This window comes from Serratia grimesii (assembly GCF_900186025.1).
In the GTDB taxonomy this organism is placed as follows: Bacteria; Pseudomonadota; Gammaproteobacteria; order Enterobacterales; family Enterobacteriaceae; genus Serratia; species Serratia grimesii.
In genome coordinates this window covers 2845103-2869240 of the sequence record NZ_LT883155.1, presented here as the reverse complement: position 1 = coordinate 2869240, position 24138 = coordinate 2845103, and the positions used below count along the sequence as shown (strand labels likewise).

Sequence of the window (24138 nt, the reverse complement as noted above, 5' to 3'; positions counted from 1 at the left end):
TAATGTTCAGTAAGCGCGCAGCGTCTGGAAAACCGCCGCCAGACGAGCAGGGTCTTTAATACCGGGTTGGCTCTCAACGCCGGAATTAAAGTCCAGACCGGCACAGCCGAGTTTGGCTGCATCAACACAATTGTCTGCACCCAGACCGCCTGCCAACATGACGTTATCCAGGTTTTCACCGTGCAGCACTGACCAGTCGAAACGTTGTCCTGTACCGCCCGCGCCGTTATCCAGCAGATAACGATCGACGTGCTGCAAATCGCGCGTCGGTAAATGGTCTTTCACGCTCAGCGCCTTCCAAATTTGACAGTCGATCGGCAGTTCGGCACGCAGGGCGGTGATATAATTTTGATCTTCCGCACCATGCAGTTGTACGGCTCTCAAGCCCAGACGTTCAACGGTTTTCACTACAGTATCTACCTGCGCATCGCAGAACACGCCGACGTACTTCAGAGGCGCCCCGGAAATAACTTCACGTGCACGGTTGATATCGACATAGCGTGGCGAACGCCCAACAAAAATTAGCCCACCGTAGACGGCTCCAGCCTGATAAGCCGCAGCAGCATCCTGCGCCCGGGTCAACCCGCAGACTTTATTGTCACCCAAAATCACCCGGCGCACGGCGGCGCGCAGATCGGTTTCAGACATCAAGGCACTGCCGATCAGGAAACCGTTGGCAAAGTGGCTTAGCTCGCGGATCTGACCGTAATTGTTGATGCCGGACTCGCTAATCACCGTCACACCATGCGGGACGCGTGGTGCAAGCTGGCGGGTACGATCCAGATCGATACTCAGGTCACGCAGATCGCGGTTATTGATACCGACCACGCGCGCTTCCAGAGCAATGGCCCGTTGCAGTTCTTCTTCACTGATCACTTCCGTCAGTACGCCCATGTCTAGGCTATGTGCGACAGCAGCTAGCTGACGGTATTGGTCGTCGTTAAGCACTGAAAGCATCAGCAAGATAGCGTCGGCTTGATAGAAGCGAGCCAGGTAGATCTGATACGGATCGATAATAAAATCTTTGCACAGTACTGGCTGTGTCACCGTCTTACTGACCAGTGGCAGAAAATCGAAGCTGCCCTGGAAGTATTTTTCATCGGTCAGAACTGAAATCGCCGAGGCGAAATCCTTGTATACCGACGCAATCTCTACAGGATCAAAATTTTCGCGAATCAGGCCCTTGGAAGGGGATGCCTTTTTACATTCAAGAATAAACGCCGTTCTGGTTCCCTGTAGTGCGTGGTAAAAAGCACGCTCGCTTGGGACGATTTCATTTTGAAAGCTGGCCAGTGGCTGTTGTTGCTGTCGTGCTGCGACCCATTGCGCTTTATCACGAACAATCTTGTTGAGCACGGTTTCCTGCATCATTTATCCTCTTGCTGCCAGTGCGGTAACGCGCTCGTAAGCTTGTCCGCTGTGAATCATGTCCAGCGCCTGCTGCGCATTTTGGCGCAGGTCTTCATGCCCGAATAACTTCAGCAGCAGCGCCACATTAGCGGCTACCGCAGCAGCGTGCGCCGGGTCACCTTTACCTTGTAACAACCGTGCCAGAATGTCACGATTTTCTTCCGGTGAGCCGCCCAGCAGGGCTTCCAGCGGGTAACTTTGCAGCCCAAAGGATTGCGGGGTTAACTGGTAGCTCTCAATTTCACCGTTGTTCAATTCGGCCACATGGGTAGTGGCATGAATCGCCACTTCATCCATTCCGCCGCCGTGTACCACGGCCGCGCGTTGGTAACCCAGTACGCGTAGGGTTTCCGCTATTGGTAGCACCAATTCTGGGCTGTAAACGCCGATCAGCGCCAGCGGTGGACGGGCTGGATTAATCAGCGGGCCAAGCACATTGAATACCGTGCGGGTTTTCAACTGCTGGCGTACTGGCATCGCATGGCGGAAGCCGGTGTGATACTGCGGCGCAAACAGAAAACATACGCCCAACTCGTCCAACGCTTTACGTGCCTGATCCGCCGGCAGATCAAGACGAATACCAAATGCTGCCAGTAAATCTGATGAACCTGATCGGCTGGAAACGCTGCGATTGCCGTGTTTCGCTATTTTTGCGCCACACGCCGCCGCCACAAAGGCACTGGCGGTGGAGATATTAATGCTGTTAGTGCCGTCGCCCCCGGTGCCGACGATATCGGCAAAAGGGTAATCCGGACGTGGGAACGGCAGAGCATCGGCCAACAGCGCTTTGGCTGCCCCGGCAATTTCTTCCGGACGCTCACCACGAATTTTCATGCTGATCAGCGCGGCTGCCAGTTGGCTTGGCTCTAACTCACCGCGTACGATGGCACTGAATAATTGCTGGCTTTCCTGCTGGTTCATCGACTCGGAACGGTACAATTTTTCAAGAATAGTATGCATGGTCGTTTCCCTCGTTATTTCGCCAGCGCCCAGGCCAGAGTTTGCTCAAGCAAACGCGCGCCATGGGTGGTCAGGATCGATTCTGGATGAAACTGGAAACCGCATACGCGATGCTGGTCATTACGTACTGCCATCACCATTTCGTTAAAATGGGCGTTAACCGTGAGCTCGTCCGGGATATTGCTGCCTACCAGTGAATGGTAGCGTGCCACCGGCAAGGGATTCACCATACCGGCAAACATGCCTTCGTCATCGTGGCTGATTGCCGAGGCCTTGCCGTGCAAGATTTCACCGGCTTGGCCAACGTGGCCGCCGTAGGCTTCGACAATCGCCTGATGCCCCAGGCAAATACCGATAATCGGCAACTGGCCACGCAGGCGTTGCAACAGTTCAGGCATACACCCCGCTTCAGACGGTGTACCTGGGCCCGGTGATAGCATCAGAACCGGCTGATCTAACTGCTGCAAGCGTTCAATAATCACATCGGCAGAAATCTGGTTGCGGTAAATCACCACATGGTGGCCGCTGGCGCGCAGCTGATCGACCAGGTTGTAGGTAAAGGAATCAACATTATCGAGCAGTAAGATATCGGCCATCAGAACACCTCCTTGGCCTGGTGCGCACTGGCAATGGCACGCAGCACGGCACGTGCTTTATTACGAGTCTCATCGGCTTCCGCCTGAGGGACAGAGTCCAACACCACGCCTGCGCCAGCTTGCACAGTGGCAATACCGTCTTCAACATACGCGGAGCGGATGACAATACAGGTATCCAAATCGCCGGTAGCGGTGAAATAACCCACTGCTCCGCCGTAGCTGCCGCGTCGGGTGCCTTCAGAGGCGGCGATTAACTGCATGGCGCGCACTTTTGGGGCACCGCTTAACGTACCCATGTTCATACAGGCCTGATACGCATGCAGCACGTCAAGGTCGGCACGCAGGGTGCCAATCACCCGAGAAACCAGGTGCATGACGAAAGAGTAGCGATCCACTTTTGTCAGATCGGCCACGTAGCGGCTGCCAGCCTGGCAGATGCGCGCTAAATCGTTGCGTGCCAAATCGACCAGCATCAAATGCTCGGCCAGCTCTTTGTGGTCAGTGCGCATTTCCAGTTCGATACGGCTGTCGAGATCCAGATCCAATGAACCATCGGCACGACGACCACGCGGGCGGGTGCCGGCAATCGGGTAGATCTCAATCTGACGGTTGTTGGCGTCGTATTTCAGTGCGCTTTCCGGCGAAGCACCAAACAGGGTGAAATCGTCATCCTGCATAAAGAACATGTACGGGCTTGGATTATTGTCTTTTAGCGTTTGGTAGGCTGCCAGCGGTGCTGGGCACGGTAGTGAGAAACGACGTGATGGCACCACCTGGAAGATTTCTCCCTGACGGATGGCCTGTTGTAATTCACTGACCACTGCGCCGTATTCATCATCGGTCTGGTTGCAGCTCAGTTGCATACCTTCCAGTTTTTGATGAGGAATTGGCTGCGGTGTCTGCTTTAATTGGGCCTGAAGCTGTTCCAAACGTTGCTGCAGACGCTGTTCTTCTGCGGTGTCAGCAGTGAAAACACTGGCCTGTAGACGAGCAACGCCGCGCTGGTGGTCCAGCACCAGCAACGTTTCCGCCAGATAGAAACAAAAATCAGGGCAACGTTGATCCTGACGCAGCGCAGGCAGGTCTTCGAAACCGGCAACCAGGTCATAGGCAAACAGGCCACCGAGCATCACAGCTTCACGTTCGTCTGCAGGAGAGTCGACCAGTGTCAGTAAGGTGCGCAATGCATCAAACACTGACAGTGAACGCAGGCGGGCGTCTTCGTCCTGGATCGCATCGATCAATGGGAAGGTCAGTTCACGGCCGTTAGGGCGCACCTGAATTTGTACTTCAGCCGGCAGTGCTTCATCCAGCAGTGGCAACATCGCGGCGCCGTTGGCTGTCAGGGCTTGCAACGTGACGGTGCGACCCAGTGCAGTGATGCGCAAAGCGCTGTCAATCACTAACAAGCTTTGCAGGTTTTGCTTACTGTTGATTTCTGCGGATTCTAACAGCAGGGTTGCCGGGCGCGAACCGCACAATTGATGGAAAATGGTAGTGGGGTCGCCCCGGTAACTGGCCTCCGCCTTCAGTAATTTGAGTTGTGGTTTGATGTTCATCATGTGTCGTTCCAGTCAAAATTTGTCCAAAAAAAAGCCCGCGTTACCAGCGGGCTTAGGGAATCTGCAGTGTCAGATGACAGGTATGCGTGATTACTCCGCCCGAAAAAGGGAAGTACGCCACCAACGAAGAAGAGAAGTTTGCTTGTTCATTTCTGTGCTCTCTTGTTTATCATCCAACCAGGGAAGTGCCCTGAACTTGTGTACTAGTTAACTGGTTCGCGAGAGTAAAGTCAACCCTCTTTTTGTACAATGTTTTATCGCTAAGTGTGAATTATTTTCATCAAGAGGAAACGGCATTGCGCCATAATAGATTTCCGTCCAACGGGCTTTCGCGGGTATGATAGAAAGCCAAGCCATTGCCGGATATTTCTTTTGACAGACAGCAGCCCCCAGCCTTCCGCATTTACTCTCTACGACCTCCACAGCCATACCACCGCTTCTGACGGCTACCTTACGCCGGCGCAATTGGTACAGCGGGCGGTTGAAATGCGTGTAGGTGTATTGGCGATTACCGATCATGACACCACAGACGGCTTGGCCGCCGCCGCCGCAACCATTGCTGAGCTGTCACTGCCGCTGCAATTGGTTAACGGGGTGGAAATTTCCACGTTGTGGGAAAACCACGAGATTCATATTGTCGGTCTGGGTATTGAAACCTCGCATCCGGCGATAGTACAACTGCTGGCCGAACAGACAGAACGCCGTAACCTCCGTGCACAGGAAATAGGTGTGCGATTGGCTAAAGCACGTATTGAGGGGGCATTTGAAGGGGCGCAAAAATTAGCAGATGGCGGGGCAGTGACCCGTGGCCATTTTGCGCGTTACCTGGTGCAAATCGGTGTGGCAGACAATATGGCACAGGTATTCAAGAAATACTTGGCTAAAGGCAAAACCGGTTACGTTCCGCCACAGTGGTGTACAATAGAACAAGCCATTGATGTGATTCATCAATCCGGTGGTCAGGCAGTGATCGCGCATCCGGGCCGTTACGACCTGACGGCTAAATGGTTGAAGCGGCTGCTGGCGCATTTTGCAGAACATGGTGGTGACGCAATGGAAATTGCCCAATGCCAACAGGCACCGCATGAGCGTTCGCAACTGGCAAAATATGCGCAAGAATATCAATTATTGGCGTCGCAGGGGTCTGATTTTCATCAACCCTGCTCGTGGATCGAACTGGGCCGTAAACTGTGGTTACCTGGCGGAGTTGAGCCTGTGTGGCGTGATTGGCCGTTACCACAACTGGCTAAAGTCGATTGATTTAACGTGGGCGTTGCCGCCCGCGTGCATCATTTTAGGAGTAAGTCATGAGTCAGCTTTTTTATATTCATCCAGACAATCCACAACCGCGTCTTATCAATCAGGCGGTGGATGTACTGCGTAAAGGGGGCGTGATCGTCTATCCCACCGATTCTGGTTACGCGCTGGGCTGCAAGCTGGAAGAAAAATCGGCAATGGAACGTATCTGCCGTATCCGTCAATTGGATGGTAATCATAACTTTACACTGATGTGTCGCGATCTGTCTGAGCTGTCGACTTACGCTTATGTCGACAATACCGCGTTCCGACTGATCAAGAACAACACGCCCGGTAACTACACCTTTATTCTGAAAGCGACCAAGGAAGTGCCGCGGCGCTTGATGAACGACAAGCGTAAAACCATCGGTCTGCGTGTACCGTCGAACCCGATTGCGCTGGCATTGCTGGAAGTGCTTAACGAACCAATGATGTCGACCACGTTGATGCTGCCGGGTAATGATTTCGCCGAGTCTGATCCGGAGGAGATCAGTGATCATTTAGGGAAACAGGTTGATCTGGTGATCCACGGTGGTTTCCTGGGGCAGCAGCCGACCACGGTGATTGACCTGACGGAGTCCGCACCGGAAGTGGTGCGCGAGGGCGCGGGTGACCCAACACCCTTCCGCTGATGTATGGCCATAATGTTTGCTCATTTTTCTGAAAAGTGACTGAAACAGCGTCATTTATCGTTAAAACCGCTATTCTACATTATCAAAAATTGATAATTAGGCAGGATGCGTAGCGATGATTAAACGGGTTTCTTTTTTTGCGGCTTTATTATTTTCCTCTGCGGCCAGTGCAGGTTTTTATTCCGGCAGCGCTTTGCTGTCTGAAACCAGCGGCTATGTGAAAAATAAGAATGGGTCAGCTACCGTCGCTGAAGCTCTCGATGCCGGGATGTTTATGGGGTATGTCGCGGGTGTGTTTGATACCTTTTCTATGCAGGGTAACCGTAGTATTTGCCCGGAAGCTGGAATGAGCGTCGGCACGGCTTCAGATGCAGTTATGCAGTATTTAAATGAGCACCCTGAACAGCTACATTATTCTGCACCTTCGGTAATTATGTTGGCGTTAACCGCCGCTTACCCGTGTGCACGGCATTAAAGTTGTTCGTTTAGTGCGTATTTTCTCATTGGGTGCGATACCCCTTTTTAGCACTACTTTCAATTAATGAAGCCGATAAACGCTGTCATTTTACCGCTAACGTACACGCCGCCTTACCGATGTGGGGATAGGACGTCCAGGAGAAAAAATGACAGCGTTTCCCTACGATACCCTTTCCCTCGATTATCATGATTTCTGCTCAGGCCCACTGACGCGGGGATTACTGCTCGGTTGATATGAGCCGAAAACCGTTTTTTCTGCGCTATCTTACCCTCAATAACTTTGGTTAATCGGTCGGATAATAAAGTGGGTTTCAACCCTATTGAAAGCCTGTATAATGCGCGGTTCGATCCAAGTAAACGTATTGTTACTGTCGTGGTGCCAGACGCCGCGGTGGTCATCCCCCCGACGCCTGTGAAGGCGACACTAGAGGTTGCTCAATGAGCGAGAAGTTACAGAAAGTTTTAGCGCGCGCCGGTCATGGCTCGCGTCGTGAAATCGAAACCATTATTGAAGCCGGTCGCGTTAGCGTCGACGGTAAAATTGCCAAGTTGGGTGACCGCGTTGAAGTAACCCCTTCAATGAAAATCCGTCTGGATGGTCATGTTGTTTCGATTAAAGAATCTGAAGAAGAAGTTTGCCGCGTACTGGCGTATTACAAGCCGGAAGGCGAACTCTGTACCCGTAGCGATCCTGAAGGTCGTCCAACGGTATTTGATCGTCTCCCTAAGCTGCGTGGTTCACGCTGGGTAGCGGTAGGGCGTCTGGACGTTAACACCTCAGGCTTACTGTTGTTCACCACTGACGGTGAACTGGCAAACCGCCTGATGCACCCGAGTCGTGAAGTCGAGCGTGAATATGCAGTACGCGTATTTGGCCAGATTGACGACGAGAAAGTGAAGCAATTGAGTAAAGGTGTTCAGTTGGAAGACGGCCCAGCCGCTTTCCGTACCATTACTTTCCAAGGTGGCGAAGGTATTAACCAGTGGTATAACGTTACCCTGACCGAAGGACGTAACCGTGAAGTACGTCGCCTTTGGGAAGCCGTTGGCGTCCAGGTTAGCCGTCTGATCCGCGTACGTTATGGTGATATCGATTTGCCGAAGGGCCTGCCGCGTGGCGGTTGGACCGAGCTGGAATTGCCGGCAATTAACTATCTGCGTGAACTGGTTGAGTTGAAGCCGGAAACCGTCAGCAAGATGCCGGTTGAGCGCGAACGCCGCCGAGTGAAAGCCAATCAAATCCGTCGTGCCGTTAAGCGTCACACCCAGGTTGCCGGTAGCGGTCGCCGTAGTGCGCCGGGCAGTAAACCTGGCAAACCAAGCAAGCGTAGTTAATCATCACGCCGCAGCCCTCAGGACTGCGGCGTTTTACTATTACCAGTCAATGCCCTGTTGCGCTTTGATGCCCGCGTCAAACGCGTGTTTTACTGGTCGCATCTCCGTAACCGTATCTGCTAATTCCAACAAATCGCGATGGCACCCACGCCCGGTGATAATTACCGTTTGGTGCACAGGACGTTGCCGTAGCGCCTCCAGCAGTTCATCCAGCTCAAGATAGCCATAGCTGACCATATAGGTCAGTTCGTCCAGTAGCACCAAATCCAGGCTGTTGTCGGCCAGCATACGCTTACCCTGTTGCCATACAGCCTGACAAGCGGCGGTATCTCCTGCTTTGTTCTGCGTTTCCCAGGTAAAGCCGGTCGCCATCACCTGGAATTCAACGCCATGCTGTTGCAGCAGGTTTTTTTCACCGTTTGGCCATTCACCCTTAATGAATTGAATGACAGCGGCTTTCATACCGTGGCCAACGGCACGTGTTACGGTGCCAAATGCTGCAGTAGTTTTGCCTTTACCATTACCGGTGAACACCAGCAGTAAACCACGAGCGTCCTGTGCTGCAGCGATGCGGGCGTCGACCTGTTCTTTTAAACGTTGTTGACGTTGCTGGTGACGATCTTCAGCCATGATAAAGCCCCTTTATTCGGCTGCGCCGGGTTTACGGTTAGGTTGGGCGTCGAAGCTCATGCCGGTTTTACGACGGCTGTCATCCCCCATCAGATAGAGGTAGAGCGGCATGATATCCGCCGGAGTTTTCAGCTTGCTTTTGTCTTCATTTGGGAAAGCAGATGCGCGCATTTGGGTACGCGTTCCACCAGGATTGATACAGTTTGCCCGCAAGTTGCGACTTTTGTACTCGTCGGCTAAGACTTGCATCATCCCTTCAGTTGCGAACTTTGAAACGGCATAAGCACCCCAGTTGGCGCGTCCCGTACGACCGACGCTGGAGCTGGTAAATACCAGTGAACCCGAATTGGATTTCAGCAGCAGCGGCAGTAGGGCTTGAGTGAGCATAAATGTCGCATTGACGTTTACCTGCATGACTTCGTTCCACATTGCCATCGACAGGTCAGCCATTGGCGCGATATCGCCGAGCAGGCCTGCATTATGCAGCACGCCATCCAGGCGCGGGACATGCGTCGCAAGTTCGTCCGCCACTTGTTTACACTGTTCTTGGGTGGTATGCAGCAGGTCCAGCGTGATGATATAGGTTGGCGCATTGCTGAATTTGGCAATCTCGGCCTGCACCGCTTGCAGCTTACTTTCGGTACGGCCCAGCAGTACCAATTGCGCGCCAAATTTGGCGTAGGTGAGTGCTGCTTCGCGGCCAATACCGTCCCCGGCACCTGTGACTAAAATGATACGATTTTCCAGTAAATCCTGCTTGGGTTGGTAGTGCACAATAATTCCTCGCGCCTTGGTGGCTGGTCTCCCACTTACATCGGGGAGCGGTGTGAATTGAGAGGCCACGGCAGGAGCAACGGCTCAACTGCATGCATGGCCTCACAGCGAATTTGGCTCATCATGTTGATGAAGAATCCGTGTTATATGCCTCAAATGGATCGTATTTTCAATGATTAGGCGGCAGAATCGGCATTCTTTTGTAACAAAAATGGAACAGCGTCGACTTGGGTAAGCCAAAATGCGCCCACATAGTAAAGAAGCAGCACAAGGAATTTTTATTTAGCCGCGACAGCCACTACGTCGGTTGGCTAGAATGAATGAAGTCATACTAACAACCTGTTAATAAAGGCGGAATCTGTGGAGTTTATATCTGTTTATGGCCTATTTCTGGCCAAAGTCGCGACGGTAGTGATTGCCATCGCTGCGCTGGCCTTGCTGGCGGTCAGCCTGGGGCAACGTAAGAACCGACAGAAAGGGGAACTACAGCTTACTGACCTTGGTGAACAGTATCGAGATATGCAGCGCGATATGCGTCTGGCACGCATGGGCGAAGCGGAGCAAAAGGCGTGGCTCAAGCAGTTCAAAAAGCAGACCAAAGCCGACGATAAACTGAAAAAACAGCGGGCTAAAGCAGGAGCAGTTGAGGCCGCTAAACCTTGCCTGTATGTATTGGATTTCAAAGGTAGCATGGATGCCCATGAGGTCACCTCGTTGCGCGAGGAGGTTTCGGCAGTACTGGCGGTGGCTACACCGAAGGACGAAGTTCTGCTACGACTGGAAAGCCCTGGTGGCGTTGTGCACGGATACGGATTGGCGTCGTCGCAACTGGCGCGTTTGCGCACTGGCGGTATTCGCCTGACGGTAGCGGTAGATAAGGTAGCGGCCAGTGGCGGCTATATGATGGCCTGTGTGGCGGACCGTATCGTTGCAGCCCCCTTTGCTATCATCGGTTCAATCGGTGTTGTGGCACAGATCCCTAACTTCCATCGCTTGCTGAAAAAGAATGATATTGATGTTGAATTGCACACAGCCGGTGAGTTCAAACGTACGTTGACGCTGTTTGGTGAAAATACAGAACAGGGGCGTGAAAAGTTCCGTGAAGATCTGAACGAGACTCATGAACTGTTCAAAGAGTTTGTTCATCAACAGCGCCCATCACTGGATATTGATAGTGTCGCGACCGGTGAGCATTGGTTCGGTTCTCAAGCAAAAGAGAAGGGGCTAATCGACGCGATAGGCACCAGCGACGATTTGCTGATTGCTGAAATGGAAAACCATGAGGTGATCGGGGTGCGTTATGCACGCCGTAAACGCATGATGGACCGTTTCACCGGCAGTGCGGCGGAAAGTGTCGATCGTCTGTTATTACGTTGGTGGCAACGGGGTGAAAAGCCGCTGTTTTAAGCGTAACGATTAAACAGAAGGGGGGCTTTGGCCCCCCTTTTTTAATGCTTAATCGACTAAATGATATTTATCAGAAAACACGTGGGCCAAGTGTTTAAACATATTAAATACGGCAGTAGTTTTTGCCGTTGGCAATCCATCTTGGTCCAAAAAGAATTCACCACGGAAAACTAAAACGCTGCCTTTTTGTTCAACTTCAGTCGCAATCATGCCATGCATATAATCATCATGGTGACGAATAAGGTTATTTGCTTCTTGCAGTAAGGTTTCACGATCAATGGGTGAGGTATTAGTGCGCATTTATTACACTCCAATCATAAATTCTGGACATATTCTAACGCCAGTTCGCATTTATCCGCAAACAGACTAAGGTTTATTTGCCGTCTGGATGTCTAGCAGTATCTGGCGATTGGCGAAATCTGCCTTTCCGTGCTAATTAGGTTGCGTGACGCTTTTTATCAGGTACAGTGTGGGATTTTGCGGCGTCGGGTGGAAGGTTTTGTTTACGCCATGAATGAGTCTCACACAGCCATACTTCTGGGGCATGGGTGAATAGCAGGCAGGATCAACAACTTGCGTTCAGGTTGAGCAGTTAAGCAACCAATAGAAAAAAACATGTTGATCTCTTGCCAGACTGCCGCAATATAAAAAAGAGATATGAACCGCTGCGGCACGGCGAGATAAAAGACTTCTTTTTAGAAGAAATAAAATTAGGTAAAGGTAAATATGGGTAAAGCTCTCGTAATAGTTGAGTCCCCGGCAAAAGCCAAAACTATTAATAAATATTTAGGTAATGACTACGTGGTGAAGTCCAGCGTCGGTCATATCCGTGATTTGCCGACCAGTGGCTCAGCCAGCAAAAAGAGCGCTGACTCAACCGAAGACAAAGCCAAGAAGAAAGTTAAAGTTAAAAAAGATGAGAAGACGGCGCTGGTAAATCGTATGGGCGTCGATCCTTACCATGGTTGGGAAGCGCAATATGAAATCCTGCCGGGTAAAGAAAAAGTTGTCGCCGAGTTAAAGTCGTTAGCGGAAAACGCCGACCACATTTATCTCGCAACGGACCTTGACCGCGAAGGGGAAGCCATTGCCTGGCACCTGCGGGAAGTTATCGGTGGTGACGACAAACGCTTTAGCCGTGTGGTATTTAACGAAATCACTAAAAACGCGATCCAAAACGCGTTTAAACAGCCGGGTGAGCTGAACATTGATCGTGTTAACGCACAACAAGCGCGTCGCTTTATGGACCGCGTTGTGGGTTACATGGTTTCGCCACTGCTGTGGAAAAAAATTGCCCGTGGCTTGTCTGCCGGGCGAGTGCAATCCGTTGCTGTACGACTGGTGGTGGAGCGTGAACGCGACATCAAAGCCTTCGTACCGGAAGAGTACTGGGAATTGCACGCTGATCTGTTAGCGAAGGGTGATACCGCGTTGCAGATGGAAGTGACTCATGCCCATGACAAACCGTTCAAGCCGGTTAATCGTGAGCAGACTCATGCAGCACTTAAACTGCTGGAAAAAGCCCGCTACACCGTACTGGATCGCGAAGACAAACCGACCAGCAGCAAACCAGGTGCGCCTTACATTACGTCCACGTTGCAGCAAGCGGCCAGTACCCGTTTGAGCTTTGGCGTGAAGAAAACCATGATGATGGCTCAGCGCCTGTATGAAGCGGGTCACATCACCTATATGCGTACCGACTCCACCAACTTGAGCCAGGATGCGCTCAACATGGTGCGTGGTTATATCGGTGATAACTTTGGCGACAAATACTTGCCGAAAGCACCGAACCAGTTCAGCAGCAAAGAAAACTCGCAGGAAGCGCATGAAGCCATCCGTCCGTCGGATGTCAATGTGCTGGCTGAACAGTTGAAAGACATGGAAGCGGATGCGCAGAAGCTGTATCAGTTGATTTGGCGGCAGTTTGTGGCCTGTCAGATGACACCTGCGCAGTACGATTCCACTACGCTGTCGGTAAAAGCCGGTGATTTCCAGTTGCGCGCCAAAGGCCGCACGCTGCGTTTCGATGGCTGGACCAAAGTGATGCCTGCTCTGCGTAAGGGTGATGAAGATCGTACCTTGCCGTTTGTTGAAGTCGGCAGCGAACTCGACCTGCAAAAATTAATCCCAAGCCAGCACTTCACCAAGCCGCCAGCGCGTTACAGCGAAGCGTCATTGGTAAAAGAGCTGGAAAAACGGGGTATCGGCCGTCCATCGACCTACGCGTCAATCATTTCCACCATTCAGGATCGTGGTTATGTGCGTGTTGAAAACCGCCGTTTCTACGCAGAAAAAATGGGTGAGATCGTTACTGACCGTCTGGAAGAGAACTTCCGCGAGCTGATGAATTATGACTTCACCGCCCGTATGGAAGACGGCCTGGATCAGGTAGCCAACAACCACGCAGAATGGAAAGCGGTACTGGATGAGTTCTTTGCCGAATTCAGCGAACAGCTGGAAACGGCAGAAAAAGATCCTGAAGAGGGCGGCATGCGCCCGAATCAGATGGTGATGACCAGCATTGACTGCCCAACCTGCGGCCGTCAGATGGGCATTCGCACAGCGAGTACGGGTGTGTTCCTGGGTTGTTCTGGTTATGCGCTGCCGCCAAAAGAACGCTGCAAAACCACCATTAACCTGGTGCCAGAAACAGAAGTGCTGAACATCCTCGAAGGGGATGATGCGGAAACCAACGCGTTGCGTGCCCGTCGCCGCTGCCAGAAATGTGGTACTGCGATGGACAGCTACCTGATCGATAACCAGCGCAAATTGCACGTATGTGGTAACAACCCTGCATGTGATGGCTATGAGATCGAAGAGGGCGAGTTCCGCCTGAAAGGATATGATGGTCCCGTCGTTGAGTGCGATAAATGTGGTTCTGAAATGCACCTGAAAATGGGGCGTTTTGGTAAGTACATGGGTTGTACCAATGAGACATGTAAAAATACGCGCAAGATCCTGCGTAACGGCGACGTAGCACCACCGAAGGAAGATCCGGTTCCATTACCGGAACTGCCATGCGAAAAATCGGATGCTTACTTTGTGCTACGTGACGGGGCGGCCGGTGTCTTCTTGGCTGCTAACACTTTCCCTAAATCGCGCGAAACCCGTGCGCCGCTGGTAGAAGAGTTGGCCCGTTTCAAGGATCGCCTGCCTGAAAAACTGCGTTATCTGGCTGATGCGCCGGTTGCAGATGCCGAAGGCAACAAGACCATGGTACGTTTCAGCCGCAAGACCAAACAACAGTATGTCTCCTCTGAGAAAGACGGAAAAGCCACTGGTTGGTCTGCTTTCTACATAGATGGCAAATGGGTTGAAGGTAAAAAGTAAATTTGCAGCCTGAATGCAACATAAAAAACCAGCCAATGTGGCTGGTTTTTTTATTGGCTAAAGCCTGAGAACGGATCTATCCTTTGCTGTTTTTTCCTTCCTGGGCCGGGGATTTCATATTGATCGCAATGCAAAATAATCGTTACCAGAGTGTGACGCGGATCTATACTTGAAGCTGTGGCATGATATAATGGTTATATAAAAAGTTTTTTTATGATTAAAGCTTATTAATAGCGGCGGTTTATTCAGCATCTGGATGAAACACTGTGTTTATGGCTTGTTTCTTTTCAGCATACCGGGGCGACACCGATATACCTGGCTGCGGCTCAGCGCAGTGTTTAACCTAGGATGGTATAAGATATGAAATTGCAGCAGCTTCGTTACATCGTGGAAGTGGTTAACCACAACCTGAATGTCTCCTCGACGGCAGAAGGGCTTTATACCTCACAACCCGGTATCAGCAAGCAGGTACGGATGCTGGAAGATGAACTGGGTATCCAGATTTTCGCTCGTAGCGGGAAACACCTGACTCAGGTAACGCCGGCGGGTCTGGAAATTATCCGTATTGCACGTGAAGTTTTGTCCAAGGTAGATGCGATAAAAGCCGTCGCCGGTGAGCATACTTACCCGGATAAGGGTTCACTGTACGTCGCTACCACGCATACCCAAGCACGTTATGCATTGCCTAACGTGATCAAAGGCTTTATTGAACGCTATCCGCGCGTGTCGCTGCATATGCACCAAGGGTCGCCGACGCAAATCGCAGAAGCCGTCTCCAAAGGCACTGCAGACTTTGCTATTGCCACCGAAGCGCTGCATCTTTACGACGACTTAATCATGCTGCCGTGCTACCACTGGAACCGTGCGGTAGTGGTGAAGCCCGATCATCCATTAGCCGGTAAAAGCCACATTACCATCGAAGAGTTGGCTGCTTACCCGATTGTTACCTACACCTTCGGTTTCACGGGGCGTTCTGAGCTGGATACCGCGTTTAACCGCGCTGGCTTGACACCACGCATCGTATTCACGGCGACTGATGCCGACGTGATTAAAACATATGTACGCCTTGGGCTTGGGGTCGGTGTGATTGCCAGTATGGCTGTGGACCCGATACAAGATCCTGATCTGGTGACCGTAGATGCGCGTGATATCTTCACCTTCAGCACCACCAAGATTGGCTTCCGCCGCAGCACTTTCCTGCGTAGCTACATGTACGATTTCATCCAGCGCTTTGCGCCACATCTGACACGTGACGTAGTCGATAACGCAGTTGCGCTACGCTCGAACGAAGAAATCGAAGCGATGTTCAAGGACATCAAGCTGCCGGAAAAGTAAGCTGTTGGGTTAATCACTGATAATCGGAGAGGGGCCGACCCCTCTCTGTTTTTTACATTCTGCTTTTCATCTCATCCATGTTGTTCACCTTTCTCCTGCGCGCTTCTCAATCGTGCAGAGAATGGCGCTGAGCGGTTATTGCTTCTTCTCTATATCATCCATCGGTCATGTATTAACTAACGCATGTTGCCAGTTTCTGTTGCACGGCAAGCAGGGTACGCCGCCTTATCCAACCGCTGGCCGGGCGAATGGCTGCCCAATAGCAGGCAAACCGTACTTTTACCTGCGGTGTAGGGCACCACACGAAGGTTTCGGTGCACAGCGTTGCCAACCCTGAACTCTCCTGAGTGACGCAAAAGCGTAAAACCAGTTTGGCTGCATCAGGTTTACTAAAACGGTGAAATTCCTCCGCAGTCTCCAGCTTTTCCACATCTAACATTGGACGCCAAAAACGGCCGGTCAGTCCCAGTGAAACCTCATGACTGTCATGTTGCAGCAAGGTAAAGGTATCGAAACCAAACGCAGCTGACGGTTCTATGTTTTTTGTTTTGCTGAGTAACTGCCGCAGTTTGCCTGGTAATTGGCGGAGCATCAGCAACCGCCGGATGATCGGATCTTCCGTCATATCCAGAGAAAGCACGGCCTGGATAATGGCTTCAGGGGACGCATTGATAGGCTCTGATTGATGCTTTTCGTAAAAGCTGAAAGCGGGAAGATACGGCGAAGCTCCTTCCCATCTTTGGCACTCCCGTTCACTGACAAATCCCAAAAATGCCACTTACCACTCCTTAGTTTTTATGTTCTAACTAGTCATTACTCTGTCGACCATGTCTGCATTGACCTGCTGTTATTTATCGCTAAGCAAGGCGATAGATCGACATGGTTTCATCCGATAAATGAAGAACATAGCAGGTTGCCAATACTGTAGCTCGTGTTTTGTTAGGCCGCTGCGTGGGGGGCTTGTCTTTCTTTCGCGTTAGTGGAAAGGAAGCGTAACAGAATGCGCTTCATACGGGCGTATTGCGCCACAGATTTTCTCGTACCTTCCCCAGTTAATACCTAACTCTCTGGGAAAAAACGACTTCTTTATTCTTGATTGCTTCTGCCTATCGTTATGATCAAAACGTGTTGTTATCAAAACGTTACATCATCTTTGTGTTATCTTTAAATAAGACCTCAGTGATTACCCTGTTTTAGACATAATAAGAAATGGAGGAGCTATGTCGTCCGATCTTCGTGAAACGAGTATGGATAAGCTGGTTGCGCTGAATAGCGAGTATGGCTATTACAGTCTGCCACTGGCAGCGAGACAGCTGGGTGATATCGACCGGCTGCCAAAATCAATGAAAGTGCTGTTGGAAAACCTGCTGCGCCATGTGGATGGTGATACCGTGCAGGTTGACGATCTGAAAGCTATCGTTGGCTGGTTGAAGACCGGCCATGCTGACCGTGAGATTGCCTATCGTCCGGCTCGCGTTTTGATGCAGGACTTTACTGGTGTGCCTGCGGTGGTGGATTTAGCGGCAATGCGCGAAGCGGTACAACGACTGGGCGGCAATGTTGACCAGGTTAACCCGCTTTCACCGGTCGATCTGGTGATTGACCACTCGGTTACCGTGGATGAATTTGGTGATGACGACGCGTTTGAAGAAAACGTGCGTATCGAGATGGAACGTAACCACGAACGTTATACCTTCCTGCGTTGGGGGCAGAAAGCCTTCAACCGTTTCCGTGTCGTACCACCAGGCACCGGTATTTGTCACCAGGTTAACCTGGAATATCTCGGCCAAACGGTATGGCACACTGACGAAAGCGGTCAGCGTATCGCCTACCCGGATACCTTGGTCGGTACTGACTCCCATACCACCATGATCAACGGCCTGGGTATTCTTGGCTGGGGAGTAGGGGGTATTGAAGCTGAAGCAGCAATGCTTGGTCAGCCGGTATCAATGCTGATCCCGGACGTCGTGGGCTTTAAACTTACCGGTAAGCTTAGCGAAGGTATCACCGCCACTGACCTGGTGCTGACCGTAACTCAGATGCTGCGTAAGCACGGTGTCGTGGGTAAGTTCGTTGAATTCTACGGTGACGGCCTTGCCGACCTGCCGCTGGCTGACCGGGCTACCATTGCCAATATGTCGCCAGAGTTTGGTGCCACCTGCGGCTTCTTCCCGGTGGATGAGGTGACACTGGGTTATATGAAGCTCAGTGGGCGCAGTGATGAGCAAATTGCGCTGGTGGAAGCCTACGCTAAAGTGCAAGGCATGTGGCGTCACCCGGGTGATGAACCTGTCTTTACCAGCACACTGGCGTTGGATATGTCGACAGTCGTCGCCAGCCTTGCGGGGCCGAAACGTCCACAGGATCGCGTGGCGCTGCCGGAAGTGCCTAAGGCGTTCAATGCCGCGACCGAACTCGAGATCGGCAATCAGCAACGCAAGTCCGAATTCAAAACCTTCACCCTGAACCAGCAGGAGCATGAGCTGCATAACGGCGCGGTAGTTATCGCGGCCATTACCTCTTGCACTAACACCTCGAACCCAAGCGTGATGATGGCAGCCGGTCTGCTGGCGAAAAATGCGGTGAAAAAGGGTTTGCGAACCAAGCCTTGGGTGAAAACCTCGTTGGCACCGGGTTCCAAAGTCGTGACTGACTATTTCGACAGTGCCAAGCTGACCTCCTACCTGGAAGAGCTCGGTTTTAACCTGGTCGGCTACGGTTGTACCACCTGTATCGGTAACTCAGGGCCATTGCCTGAGCCAATAGAGCAGGCGATTAAAGAGGGCGATCTGACCGTGGGCGCGGTGCTGTCAGGTAACCGCAACTTTGAGGGCCGAATTCATCCGCTGGTGAAAACCAACTGGCTGGCTTCTCCACCGTTGGTGGTCGCCTATGCACTGGCTGGCAGTATGAAGATTGACCTCACTAAGGATCCATTGGGTGAAGGGCATGATGGTAAGCCGGTTTATCTGAAAGATATTTGGCCGAGCAGTAAAGAAATTGCCCAAGCGGTGGAAGAGGTTCGTACCGAGATGTTCCATAAGGAATACGGTGCGGTATTTGACGGTGACGCCAACTGGCAGTCGATTCAGGTTGCCGGTTCGGCCACCTATCCATGGCAGGCGGACTCTACCTACATTCGCCATCCGCCGTTCTTTAGCAGCATGAAGGTGCAGCCGGATCCGGTGCAGGACATCAAGGACGCACGTATTCTGGCCATCCTGGCCGACTCAGTGACCACCGACCATATCTCACCGGCAGGGAACATCAAACGCGACAGCCCAGCGGGGCGTTACTTAAGTGAGCATGGCGTTGCGGCATTGGATTTCAACTCCTATGGTTCACGTCGTGGTAACCATGAAGTGATGATGCGCGGTACCTTTGCCAATATCCGTATCCGTAATGAAATGGTGCCGGGAGTTGAAGGGGGATACACCCGACATATTCCGTCACAAAATCAGCTGTCTATCTACGATGCGGCTATGCAGTATCAGCAGGAAAATATCCCGCTGGCGGTGATTGCCGGTAAAGAATATGGGTCTGGCTCCAGCCGTGACTGGGCAGCGAAAGGACCTCGTTTATTGGGTGTTCGGGTTGTGATTGCAGAGTCCTTTGAACGTATTCACCGGTCCAATCTGATTGGCATGGGTATTCTGCCGCTAGAGTTCCCAGCAGGCGTGACACGTAAAACGTTGGGGTTGAGTGGGGATGAGCAGATTAGTGTTAGTGGGTTACAAACGCTGAAACCAGGACAGACGGTACCGGTGCTAATCACTTATGCCGATGGACGGAAGGAAGTGGTTAATACTCGTTGCCGTATTGATACCGGTAATGAGCTAACCTACTATGAAAATGACGGTATCCTGCACTATGTGATCAGGAAAATGCTGTAATAAAAAGGGCGCCTTTCATGGCGCCCTCATTTTTCCGAGAGGAAATTACTTTTGGTCCAGTAAATGGCCCATTTTTTCAGCCTTGGTGGCCAGGTAACGTTCGTTCTTCGGGTTACGGCCAACGATCAACGGAACACGTTCGGTGATGTTGATACCGGCTTCAGTCAAGATCTCAACCTTTTTCGGGTTGTTTGTCAGTAAACGGACCTCATCCACACCCAGCAGTTTGAACATGTCTGCACAAAGAGTGAAATCACGCTCATCCGCAGCAAAGCCCAACTGGTGGTTGGCTTCTACGGTATCAGCGCCCTTATCTTGCAAAGCGTAAGCCCGGATTTTATTCAGCAACCCGATATTGCGACCTTCCTGACGGTGGTAGAGCAGTATACCGCGACCTTCTTCCGCAATATGTTCCAGTGCGGCTTCCAGTTGAAAACCACAGTCACAGCGCAAGCTGAATAATGCATCACCGGTCAGACACTCAGAATGTACGCGTGAGAGTACCGGCGTTGTGCCAGAAATATCCCCGAACACGAGCGCCAGGTGATCGTGCCCGGTAGCCAGTTCTTCGAATCCTACCATCAGGAAATCGCCCCAAGGTGTTGGCAATTTGGCCTCTGCCACCCGTTTAAGCTGCATGTTGCTCTCCACAAATACTTCCGATTCAATCATGGTTGCGCATCCTACGTCCGGTACAGTGAACTGACCAGTATTAAAATGCGAAACGACGATCGGCATTTCGTTAATTATCGGCTATTTTGCCATAACTTCTTGCCCTGAGGTGCTCAGCAAATCAGCATCCAACGTTTTCAGCCAACTATTATTGCAATAGGTTTTTTATCTGTTTAATTTTTCGAGTGTTATCGATATTGCAAGATTGTTACACTGCCAATTGGCTTAAACAAAGGGCGATTGGAATGTTTGAGATAGCAAAACGTACGGCAGCAGGGGCGATAATATTGTTGCTGATGCCATTGGCAGTATGGTTTTCCGGTTGGCAATGGCAGCCGGGCGGTGACGGACGGCTATTGAAAGGCCTGTACTGGATGACAGAAACGGTCACGTCGCCATGGGGCATTCTTACCAGCATTATCCTCGGTGCCTGGTTCTTGTGGTGTTTGCGTTTTCGCATCAAGCCCGCCATTGGCCTGCTGGTTTTGCTGAGTGCGTCTATTTTGATCGGACAGGGTGTTAAGTCCATTATCAAAGATCGGGTTCAGGAGCCGCGACCCTTTGTATTGTGGTTGGAGTCGACTCATCATATTGACGAGAAGTATTTTTACTCGCTCAACCGCAAAGAGCGGAGTGGGTTGGTGAAAGAGCAGTTACAGGACCAAACACTGGTGCCGGTATGGTTGCGTGAGCATTGGCAATTTGAGACAGGCTTTGCATTCCCTTCGGGGCATACGATGTTTGCCGCCAGTTGGGCGCTGCTGGGCGTAGGGCTGTTGTGGCCACGTCGGCACTATAAGACCGTGGCGGTATTAATGCTGTGGGCAACGGGCGTCATGGGCAGCCGTTTACTGCTGGGTATGCATTGGCCGCGTGATTTGGTGGTAGCGACCTTGATCAGTTGGCTGTTGGTGACGATAGCGTGTTGGTTGGCGCAGCGCTGGTTTGGTCCTTTGACCCCGCCACCGCAAGAGCAACATGAAATCGCGGAAAGAACCGCGGCAAAATAATCATAAGTGACCATGTCACATAATGCGGTGTTGTAATGACGCCGCATTCACCACTTACACATACCTTCATTGCAATTCGTATAAATGTCCCCATATCCTTATTAATCCATTATTTTGAGAAGCTTTCTCATTAATTTGTTCGGGAGCGTCGTTTACTGTCGAATATGCCAGCAGATATGTGGTTTTATCGTGCCGCAGGGTTTCCCTGCCACGATGGGAAATGCTAACTTAATGGTTAGGGACGCCACGCATTGGCATATACCCGTCATCTTTCAAGCCGCAGCGTTGTTATCTGCACTCGCTCACCCCCGTTGCTTACTTGAGTAAGTGCCTGGAGATGAGCGAGCTGGTCGCCTGGCTATGCTGTACAGGAATGTACAAATGCCGCGAGCGCAAGGACGCGTTAGAGCGACCAACTTGAAAGCTATAGGGTAGAGTTCATCCGATTAACTCGGCATCGCGGGAAAGAATGTGAAATATTTGCTGATTTTTTTGTTGGTTCTGGTGATTTTCGTGATTTCTGTCACGTTGGGCGCGCATAACGATCAGGTTGTGAGTTTTAACTATCTGGTTGCGCAGGGCGACTATCGCGTATCGACCCTGTTGGCGACGTTGTTTGGCGCTGGTTTTGTTCTCGGCTGGGTCATTTGTGGCCTGTTCTATCTACGCACCCGTATTGCACTGGGGCGGGCCGATCGCAAAATCAAAAGGCTGGAATTGCAGCTTGAACAACCCGCTGAGCCGGCAGCTCAGTCCGTTGTCAGCAAGGAATAATCTTCTATGTTAGAGCTGCTGTTTCTGTTGCTGCCCGTGGCTGCCGCGTACGGTTGGTACATGGGGCGCAGAAGTGCTCAACAGGATAAACAACAGGAAGCCAACCGTCTGTCGCGTGAGTATGTGGCCGGGGTTAACTTCTTGCTCTCCAACCAGCAAGATAAAGCGGTTGATCTGTTCCTTGATATGTTGAAAGAGGACAGTAACACCGTTGAAGCACACCTGACGCTGGGTAACCTGTTCCGTTCACGCGGTGAAGTAGACCGTGCTATCCGCATCCATCAAGCGTTGATGGAAAGCGCATCCCTGACCTTCGAACAACGCCTGCTAGCGGTACAGCAACTGGGCCGCGATTATATGGCTGCCGGGATGTATGACCGTGCCGAGGACATGTTTGGCCAGTTAATCGGCGAAGAAGATTTCCGGCTTTCGGCGTTACAGCAACTGTTGGTGATCCATCAGGCAACCAGTGACTGGTTAAAAGCCATTGACGTGGCTGAAAAGCTGGTCAAGTTGGGGAAAGACAAACAGCGTATCGAAATAGCACATTTCTATTGTGAACTGGCGTTGCAAGCGATGGGAAGTGACGATCTCGATAAAGCGATGGGCTTGCTGAAGCGGGCAGCCTCGGCTGACAAACAGTGTGCTCGCGTATCGATTATGGTTGGCCGCATTTATATGGCGCAGGGCGAATATGCCAAAGCGGTAGAGTCGTTACAGCGGGTGTTGAATCAAGATAAAGAGCTGGTGAGCGAAACGCTACCGATGCTGCATGAGTGTTACCAGCACCTGGAACAACAACAGGACTGGGCTGACTTCCTCAAACGGTGTGTTGAAGAAAATACCGGTGCCACTGCTGAATTAATGCTGGCAGAGATTATTGAACAGCATGAAGGGCGTGATGTGGTGCAGGTGTATATTAACCGCCAGTTACAGCGCCATCCGACGATGCGGGTATTTTACCGTTTGATGGATTATCACCTGGCGGATGCCGAAGACGGCCGCGCGAAAGAGAGTCTGTTGTTGTTGCGTGATATGGTGGGGGAACAAATACGGACCAAGCCGCGTTATCGCTGCCATAAGTGTGGCTTTACTGCGCATTCTCTGTATTGGCATTGCCCGTCATGCCGAGCCTGGTCATCGGTTAAGCCCATTCGTGGGCTGGATGGACAATAACGCACAATAAAAAACGGGGCTATTTAGCCCCGTTTTTTATTGTGCTGGTACAGCTTTATTTTTTCTTGCTGGCTTTCACGCCACCTTTCAGTAACTGACGCAGTTTTTTCAATTCTTTCTGGTTCAGAGGCTGTTCGATTTCCTCTTCAATCCCCTGATTATCGATTTCACCATGATGCAACTCCGTCGATTTCTTCGCGGCTTTTTCTGTTTTAGCCGGTAAGTCGAAGCTGTTTTCAAGGCGTTGACAAACCTCAGCGCTCAAAGAAAGTTGGTTATCGGCGGCAATGGCACGAATTTTTTCTTTGAGTTCCAGAGGGATTTTAATCGTTAGTGTAGATATCTCGCTCATTTTGAAGCCTTTATGCGGGAAGATTGCCTTCAAGCTAAGCCAGTCATGAGTGAGAGTCTAGTGTGTAATAAAAATTTAATATTTCTGTAACATTACAGCGAGGAAATAACGCGCGATATTGAAGGGGAAAAGCGGTAGAGCCCGGTAGACCGGGCCCCATACTGAAGTGCTTATTTATAGATAACTGCGGTGCCACTCAGCATGTTATTACCGCCGGCAGAAATGATGCGGTAGCTGCTTGCACCCTGCGCGTCGGCTTTAGCGGCTAGCTTGGCTTCCAGGCTGCTCAGCGTCGTAGCATGGCCAGCAGAGACAACACCGGAAGCGGTCAGGCTGGTTGCCTGCTGCATATCAATCGGCTCTGCTGCCAGGGTGGCGAAAGAGGTCATAGCGATAGCTGTGGCTGCTGCAAAATATTTGATGCTTTTCATAATAGACTCCAGTCTGTTTATTTAGTTTGGAAGGCTTTCGCTTCCGATGTGTTGAATAATAAAGCATCTGTGCGGATTTAAAATCT

General features: G+C 51.3%; 20 protein-coding genes, 1 pseudogene and 1 other annotated feature. Of the genes and pseudogenes, 11 read left to right on the top strand and 10 right to left on the bottom strand.

Features of this window, described 5'->3' with window-relative positions; all coding sequences use genetic code 11:
- Nucleotides 1–6 precede the first annotated feature (6 nt).
- The 3 genes and pseudogenes from trpCF to SGBXF1_RS13465 all read right to left on the bottom strand — a co-directional run bounded on the left by trpCF (nucleotide 7) and on the right by SGBXF1_RS13465 (nucleotide 4528).
- Nucleotides 7–1368: a bifunctional indole-3-glycerol-phosphate synthase TrpC/phosphoribosylanthranilate isomerase TrpF gene (gene trpCF / locus SGBXF1_RS13480; RefSeq protein ID WP_186428512.1), complete on the bottom strand. Its 1362-nt coding sequence runs from the start codon at nucleotides 1366–1368 to the stop codon at nucleotides 7–9.
- A 3-nt stretch (nucleotides 1369–1371) separates the two neighbouring features.
- A pseudogene (gene trpD / locus SGBXF1_RS23865) lies at nucleotides 1372–2966 on the bottom strand (bifunctional anthranilate synthase glutamate amidotransferase component TrpG/anthranilate phosphoribosyltransferase TrpD).
- Nucleotides 2966–4528, bottom strand: coding sequence for an anthranilate synthase component 1 (locus SGBXF1_RS13465; protein ID WP_186426989.1), 1563 nt, complete (start codon nucleotides 4526–4528; stop codon nucleotides 2966–2968). The pseudogene trpD and the gene SGBXF1_RS13465 overlap by 1 nt, the downstream one beginning before the upstream one ends.
- Before the next feature lie 25 nt (nucleotides 4529–4553).
- Nucleotides 4554–4657: a sequence feature (Trp leader region), on the bottom strand.
- Between the two features lie 243 nt (nucleotides 4658–4900).
- Here SGBXF1_RS13465 and rnm point away from each other — a divergent pair.
- The 4 genes from rnm (at nucleotide 4901) to rluB (ending at nucleotide 8268) form a co-directional block, all read left to right on the top strand.
- Nucleotides 4901–5788: an RNase RNM gene (gene rnm, locus SGBXF1_RS13460; RefSeq protein WP_186426988.1), complete on the top strand. Its 888-nt coding sequence runs from the start codon at nucleotides 4901–4903 to the stop codon at nucleotides 5786–5788.
- A gap of 47 nt (nucleotides 5789–5835) precedes the next feature.
- Nucleotides 5836–6456 carry an L-threonylcarbamoyladenylate synthase gene (locus SGBXF1_RS13455; RefSeq protein WP_061806390.1) on the top strand — a complete coding sequence of 207 codons (621 nt, stop codon included), beginning with the start codon at nucleotides 5836–5838 and terminating at the stop codon, nucleotides 6454–6456.
- Nucleotides 6457–6571: 115 nt separating this feature from the next.
- Nucleotides 6572–6931 carry a Rap1a/Tai family immunity protein gene (locus tag SGBXF1_RS13450; RefSeq protein WP_186426987.1) on the top strand — a complete coding sequence of 120 codons (360 nt, stop codon included), beginning with the start codon at nucleotides 6572–6574 and terminating at the stop codon, nucleotides 6929–6931.
- Between the two features lie 440 nt (nucleotides 6932–7371).
- A complete protein-coding gene (rluB, locus tag SGBXF1_RS13445) occupies nucleotides 7372–8268 on the top strand; it encodes a 23S rRNA pseudouridine(2605) synthase RluB (RefSeq protein ID WP_037415825.1) in 897 nt (298 codons plus the stop codon).
- Between the two features lie 39 nt (nucleotides 8269–8307).
- Here rluB and cobO read toward each other — a convergent pair whose 3' ends face one another.
- The gene (cobO, locus tag SGBXF1_RS13440) at nucleotides 8308–8898 is read right to left on the bottom strand and encodes a cob(I)yrinic acid a,c-diamide adenosyltransferase (protein WP_037415822.1); all 591 of its coding nucleotides are present in this window, start codon (nucleotides 8896–8898) and stop codon (nucleotides 8308–8310) included.
- A gap of 12 nt (nucleotides 8899–8910) precedes the next feature.
- Nucleotides 8911–9672, bottom strand: a complete 762-nt coding sequence (locus SGBXF1_RS13435; protein ID WP_037415819.1) for a YciK family oxidoreductase — start codon at nucleotides 9670–9672, stop codon at nucleotides 8911–8913.
- A gap of 360 nt (nucleotides 9673–10032) precedes the next feature.
- Between SGBXF1_RS13435 and sohB the strand changes: the two genes are divergently transcribed.
- Nucleotides 10033–11079, top strand: a complete 1047-nt coding sequence (gene sohB / locus SGBXF1_RS13430; RefSeq protein WP_186426986.1) for a protease SohB — start codon at nucleotides 10033–10035, stop codon at nucleotides 11077–11079.
- A 48-nt stretch (nucleotides 11080–11127) separates the two neighbouring features.
- Here sohB and SGBXF1_RS13425 read toward each other — a convergent pair whose 3' ends face one another.
- Entirely contained in the window at nucleotides 11128–11379 is a 252-nt protein-coding gene (locus tag SGBXF1_RS13425; RefSeq protein WP_037415813.1) for a YciN family protein, read from the bottom strand.
- 426 nt (nucleotides 11380–11805) lie between these two features.
- Here SGBXF1_RS13425 and topA point away from each other — a divergent pair, with 426 nt between their 5' ends.
- Complete coding sequence (gene topA, locus SGBXF1_RS13420; protein WP_186426985.1) at nucleotides 11806–14409, top strand: type I DNA topoisomerase; 2604 nt, start codon at nucleotides 11806–11808, stop codon at nucleotides 14407–14409.
- Nucleotides 14410–14769: 360 nt separating this feature from the next.
- On the top strand, nucleotides 14770–15744 hold the full coding sequence (gene cysB / locus SGBXF1_RS13415) for an HTH-type transcriptional regulator CysB (protein WP_186426984.1): 975 nt from the start codon (nucleotides 14770–14772) through the stop codon (nucleotides 15742–15744).
- Between the two features lie 172 nt (nucleotides 15745–15916).
- Here cysB and SGBXF1_RS13410 read toward each other — a convergent pair whose 3' ends face one another.
- Nucleotides 15917–16522, bottom strand: a complete 606-nt coding sequence (locus tag SGBXF1_RS13410) for a hypothetical protein (RefSeq protein ID WP_186426983.1) — start codon at nucleotides 16520–16522, stop codon at nucleotides 15917–15919.
- 442 nt (nucleotides 16523–16964) lie between these two features.
- On the opposite strand from SGBXF1_RS13410, the gene acnA reads away from it, so the two are divergent.
- Nucleotides 16965–19637 (top strand): aconitate hydratase AcnA, encoded by a 2673-nt coding sequence (gene acnA / locus SGBXF1_RS13405; RefSeq protein ID WP_186426982.1) that lies wholly within the window; start codon nucleotides 16965–16967, stop codon nucleotides 19635–19637.
- Between the two features lie 45 nt (nucleotides 19638–19682).
- On the opposite strand, the gene ribA is transcribed toward acnA, so the two are convergent.
- Nucleotides 19683–20276 (bottom strand): GTP cyclohydrolase II, encoded by a 594-nt coding sequence (gene ribA, locus SGBXF1_RS13400; RefSeq protein WP_037416015.1) that lies wholly within the window; start codon nucleotides 20274–20276, stop codon nucleotides 19683–19685.
- 278 nt (nucleotides 20277–20554) lie between these two features.
- On the opposite strand from ribA, the gene pgpB reads away from it, so the two are divergent.
- The 3 genes from pgpB (at nucleotide 20555) to lapB (ending at nucleotide 23269) form a co-directional block, all read left to right on the top strand.
- Nucleotides 20555–21319 (top strand): phosphatidylglycerophosphatase B, encoded by a 765-nt coding sequence (gene pgpB, locus SGBXF1_RS13395; RefSeq protein WP_037415800.1) that lies wholly within the window; start codon nucleotides 20555–20557, stop codon nucleotides 21317–21319.
- Nucleotides 21320–21790: 471 nt separating this feature from the next.
- Complete coding sequence (locus SGBXF1_RS13390) at nucleotides 21791–22093, top strand: LapA family protein (protein WP_037415796.1); 303 nt, start codon at nucleotides 21791–21793, stop codon at nucleotides 22091–22093.
- A 6-nt stretch (nucleotides 22094–22099) separates the two neighbouring features.
- Complete coding sequence (lapB, locus tag SGBXF1_RS13385) at nucleotides 22100–23269, top strand: lipopolysaccharide assembly protein LapB (RefSeq protein ID WP_037415793.1); 1170 nt, start codon at nucleotides 22100–22102, stop codon at nucleotides 23267–23269.
- 55 nt (nucleotides 23270–23324) lie between these two features.
- On the opposite strand, the gene SGBXF1_RS13380 is transcribed toward lapB, so the two are convergent.
- A complete protein-coding gene (locus SGBXF1_RS13380; RefSeq protein ID WP_130380945.1) occupies nucleotides 23325–23621 on the bottom strand; it encodes an Arc family DNA-binding protein in 297 nt (98 codons plus the stop codon).
- A gap of 170 nt (nucleotides 23622–23791) precedes the next feature.
- Nucleotides 23792–24052 carry a multiple stress resistance protein BhsA gene (gene bhsA / locus SGBXF1_RS13375; protein ID WP_130380943.1) on the bottom strand — a complete coding sequence of 87 codons (261 nt, stop codon included), beginning with the start codon at nucleotides 24050–24052 and terminating at the stop codon, nucleotides 23792–23794.
- Between the last annotated feature and the right edge of the window lie 86 nt (nucleotides 24053–24138).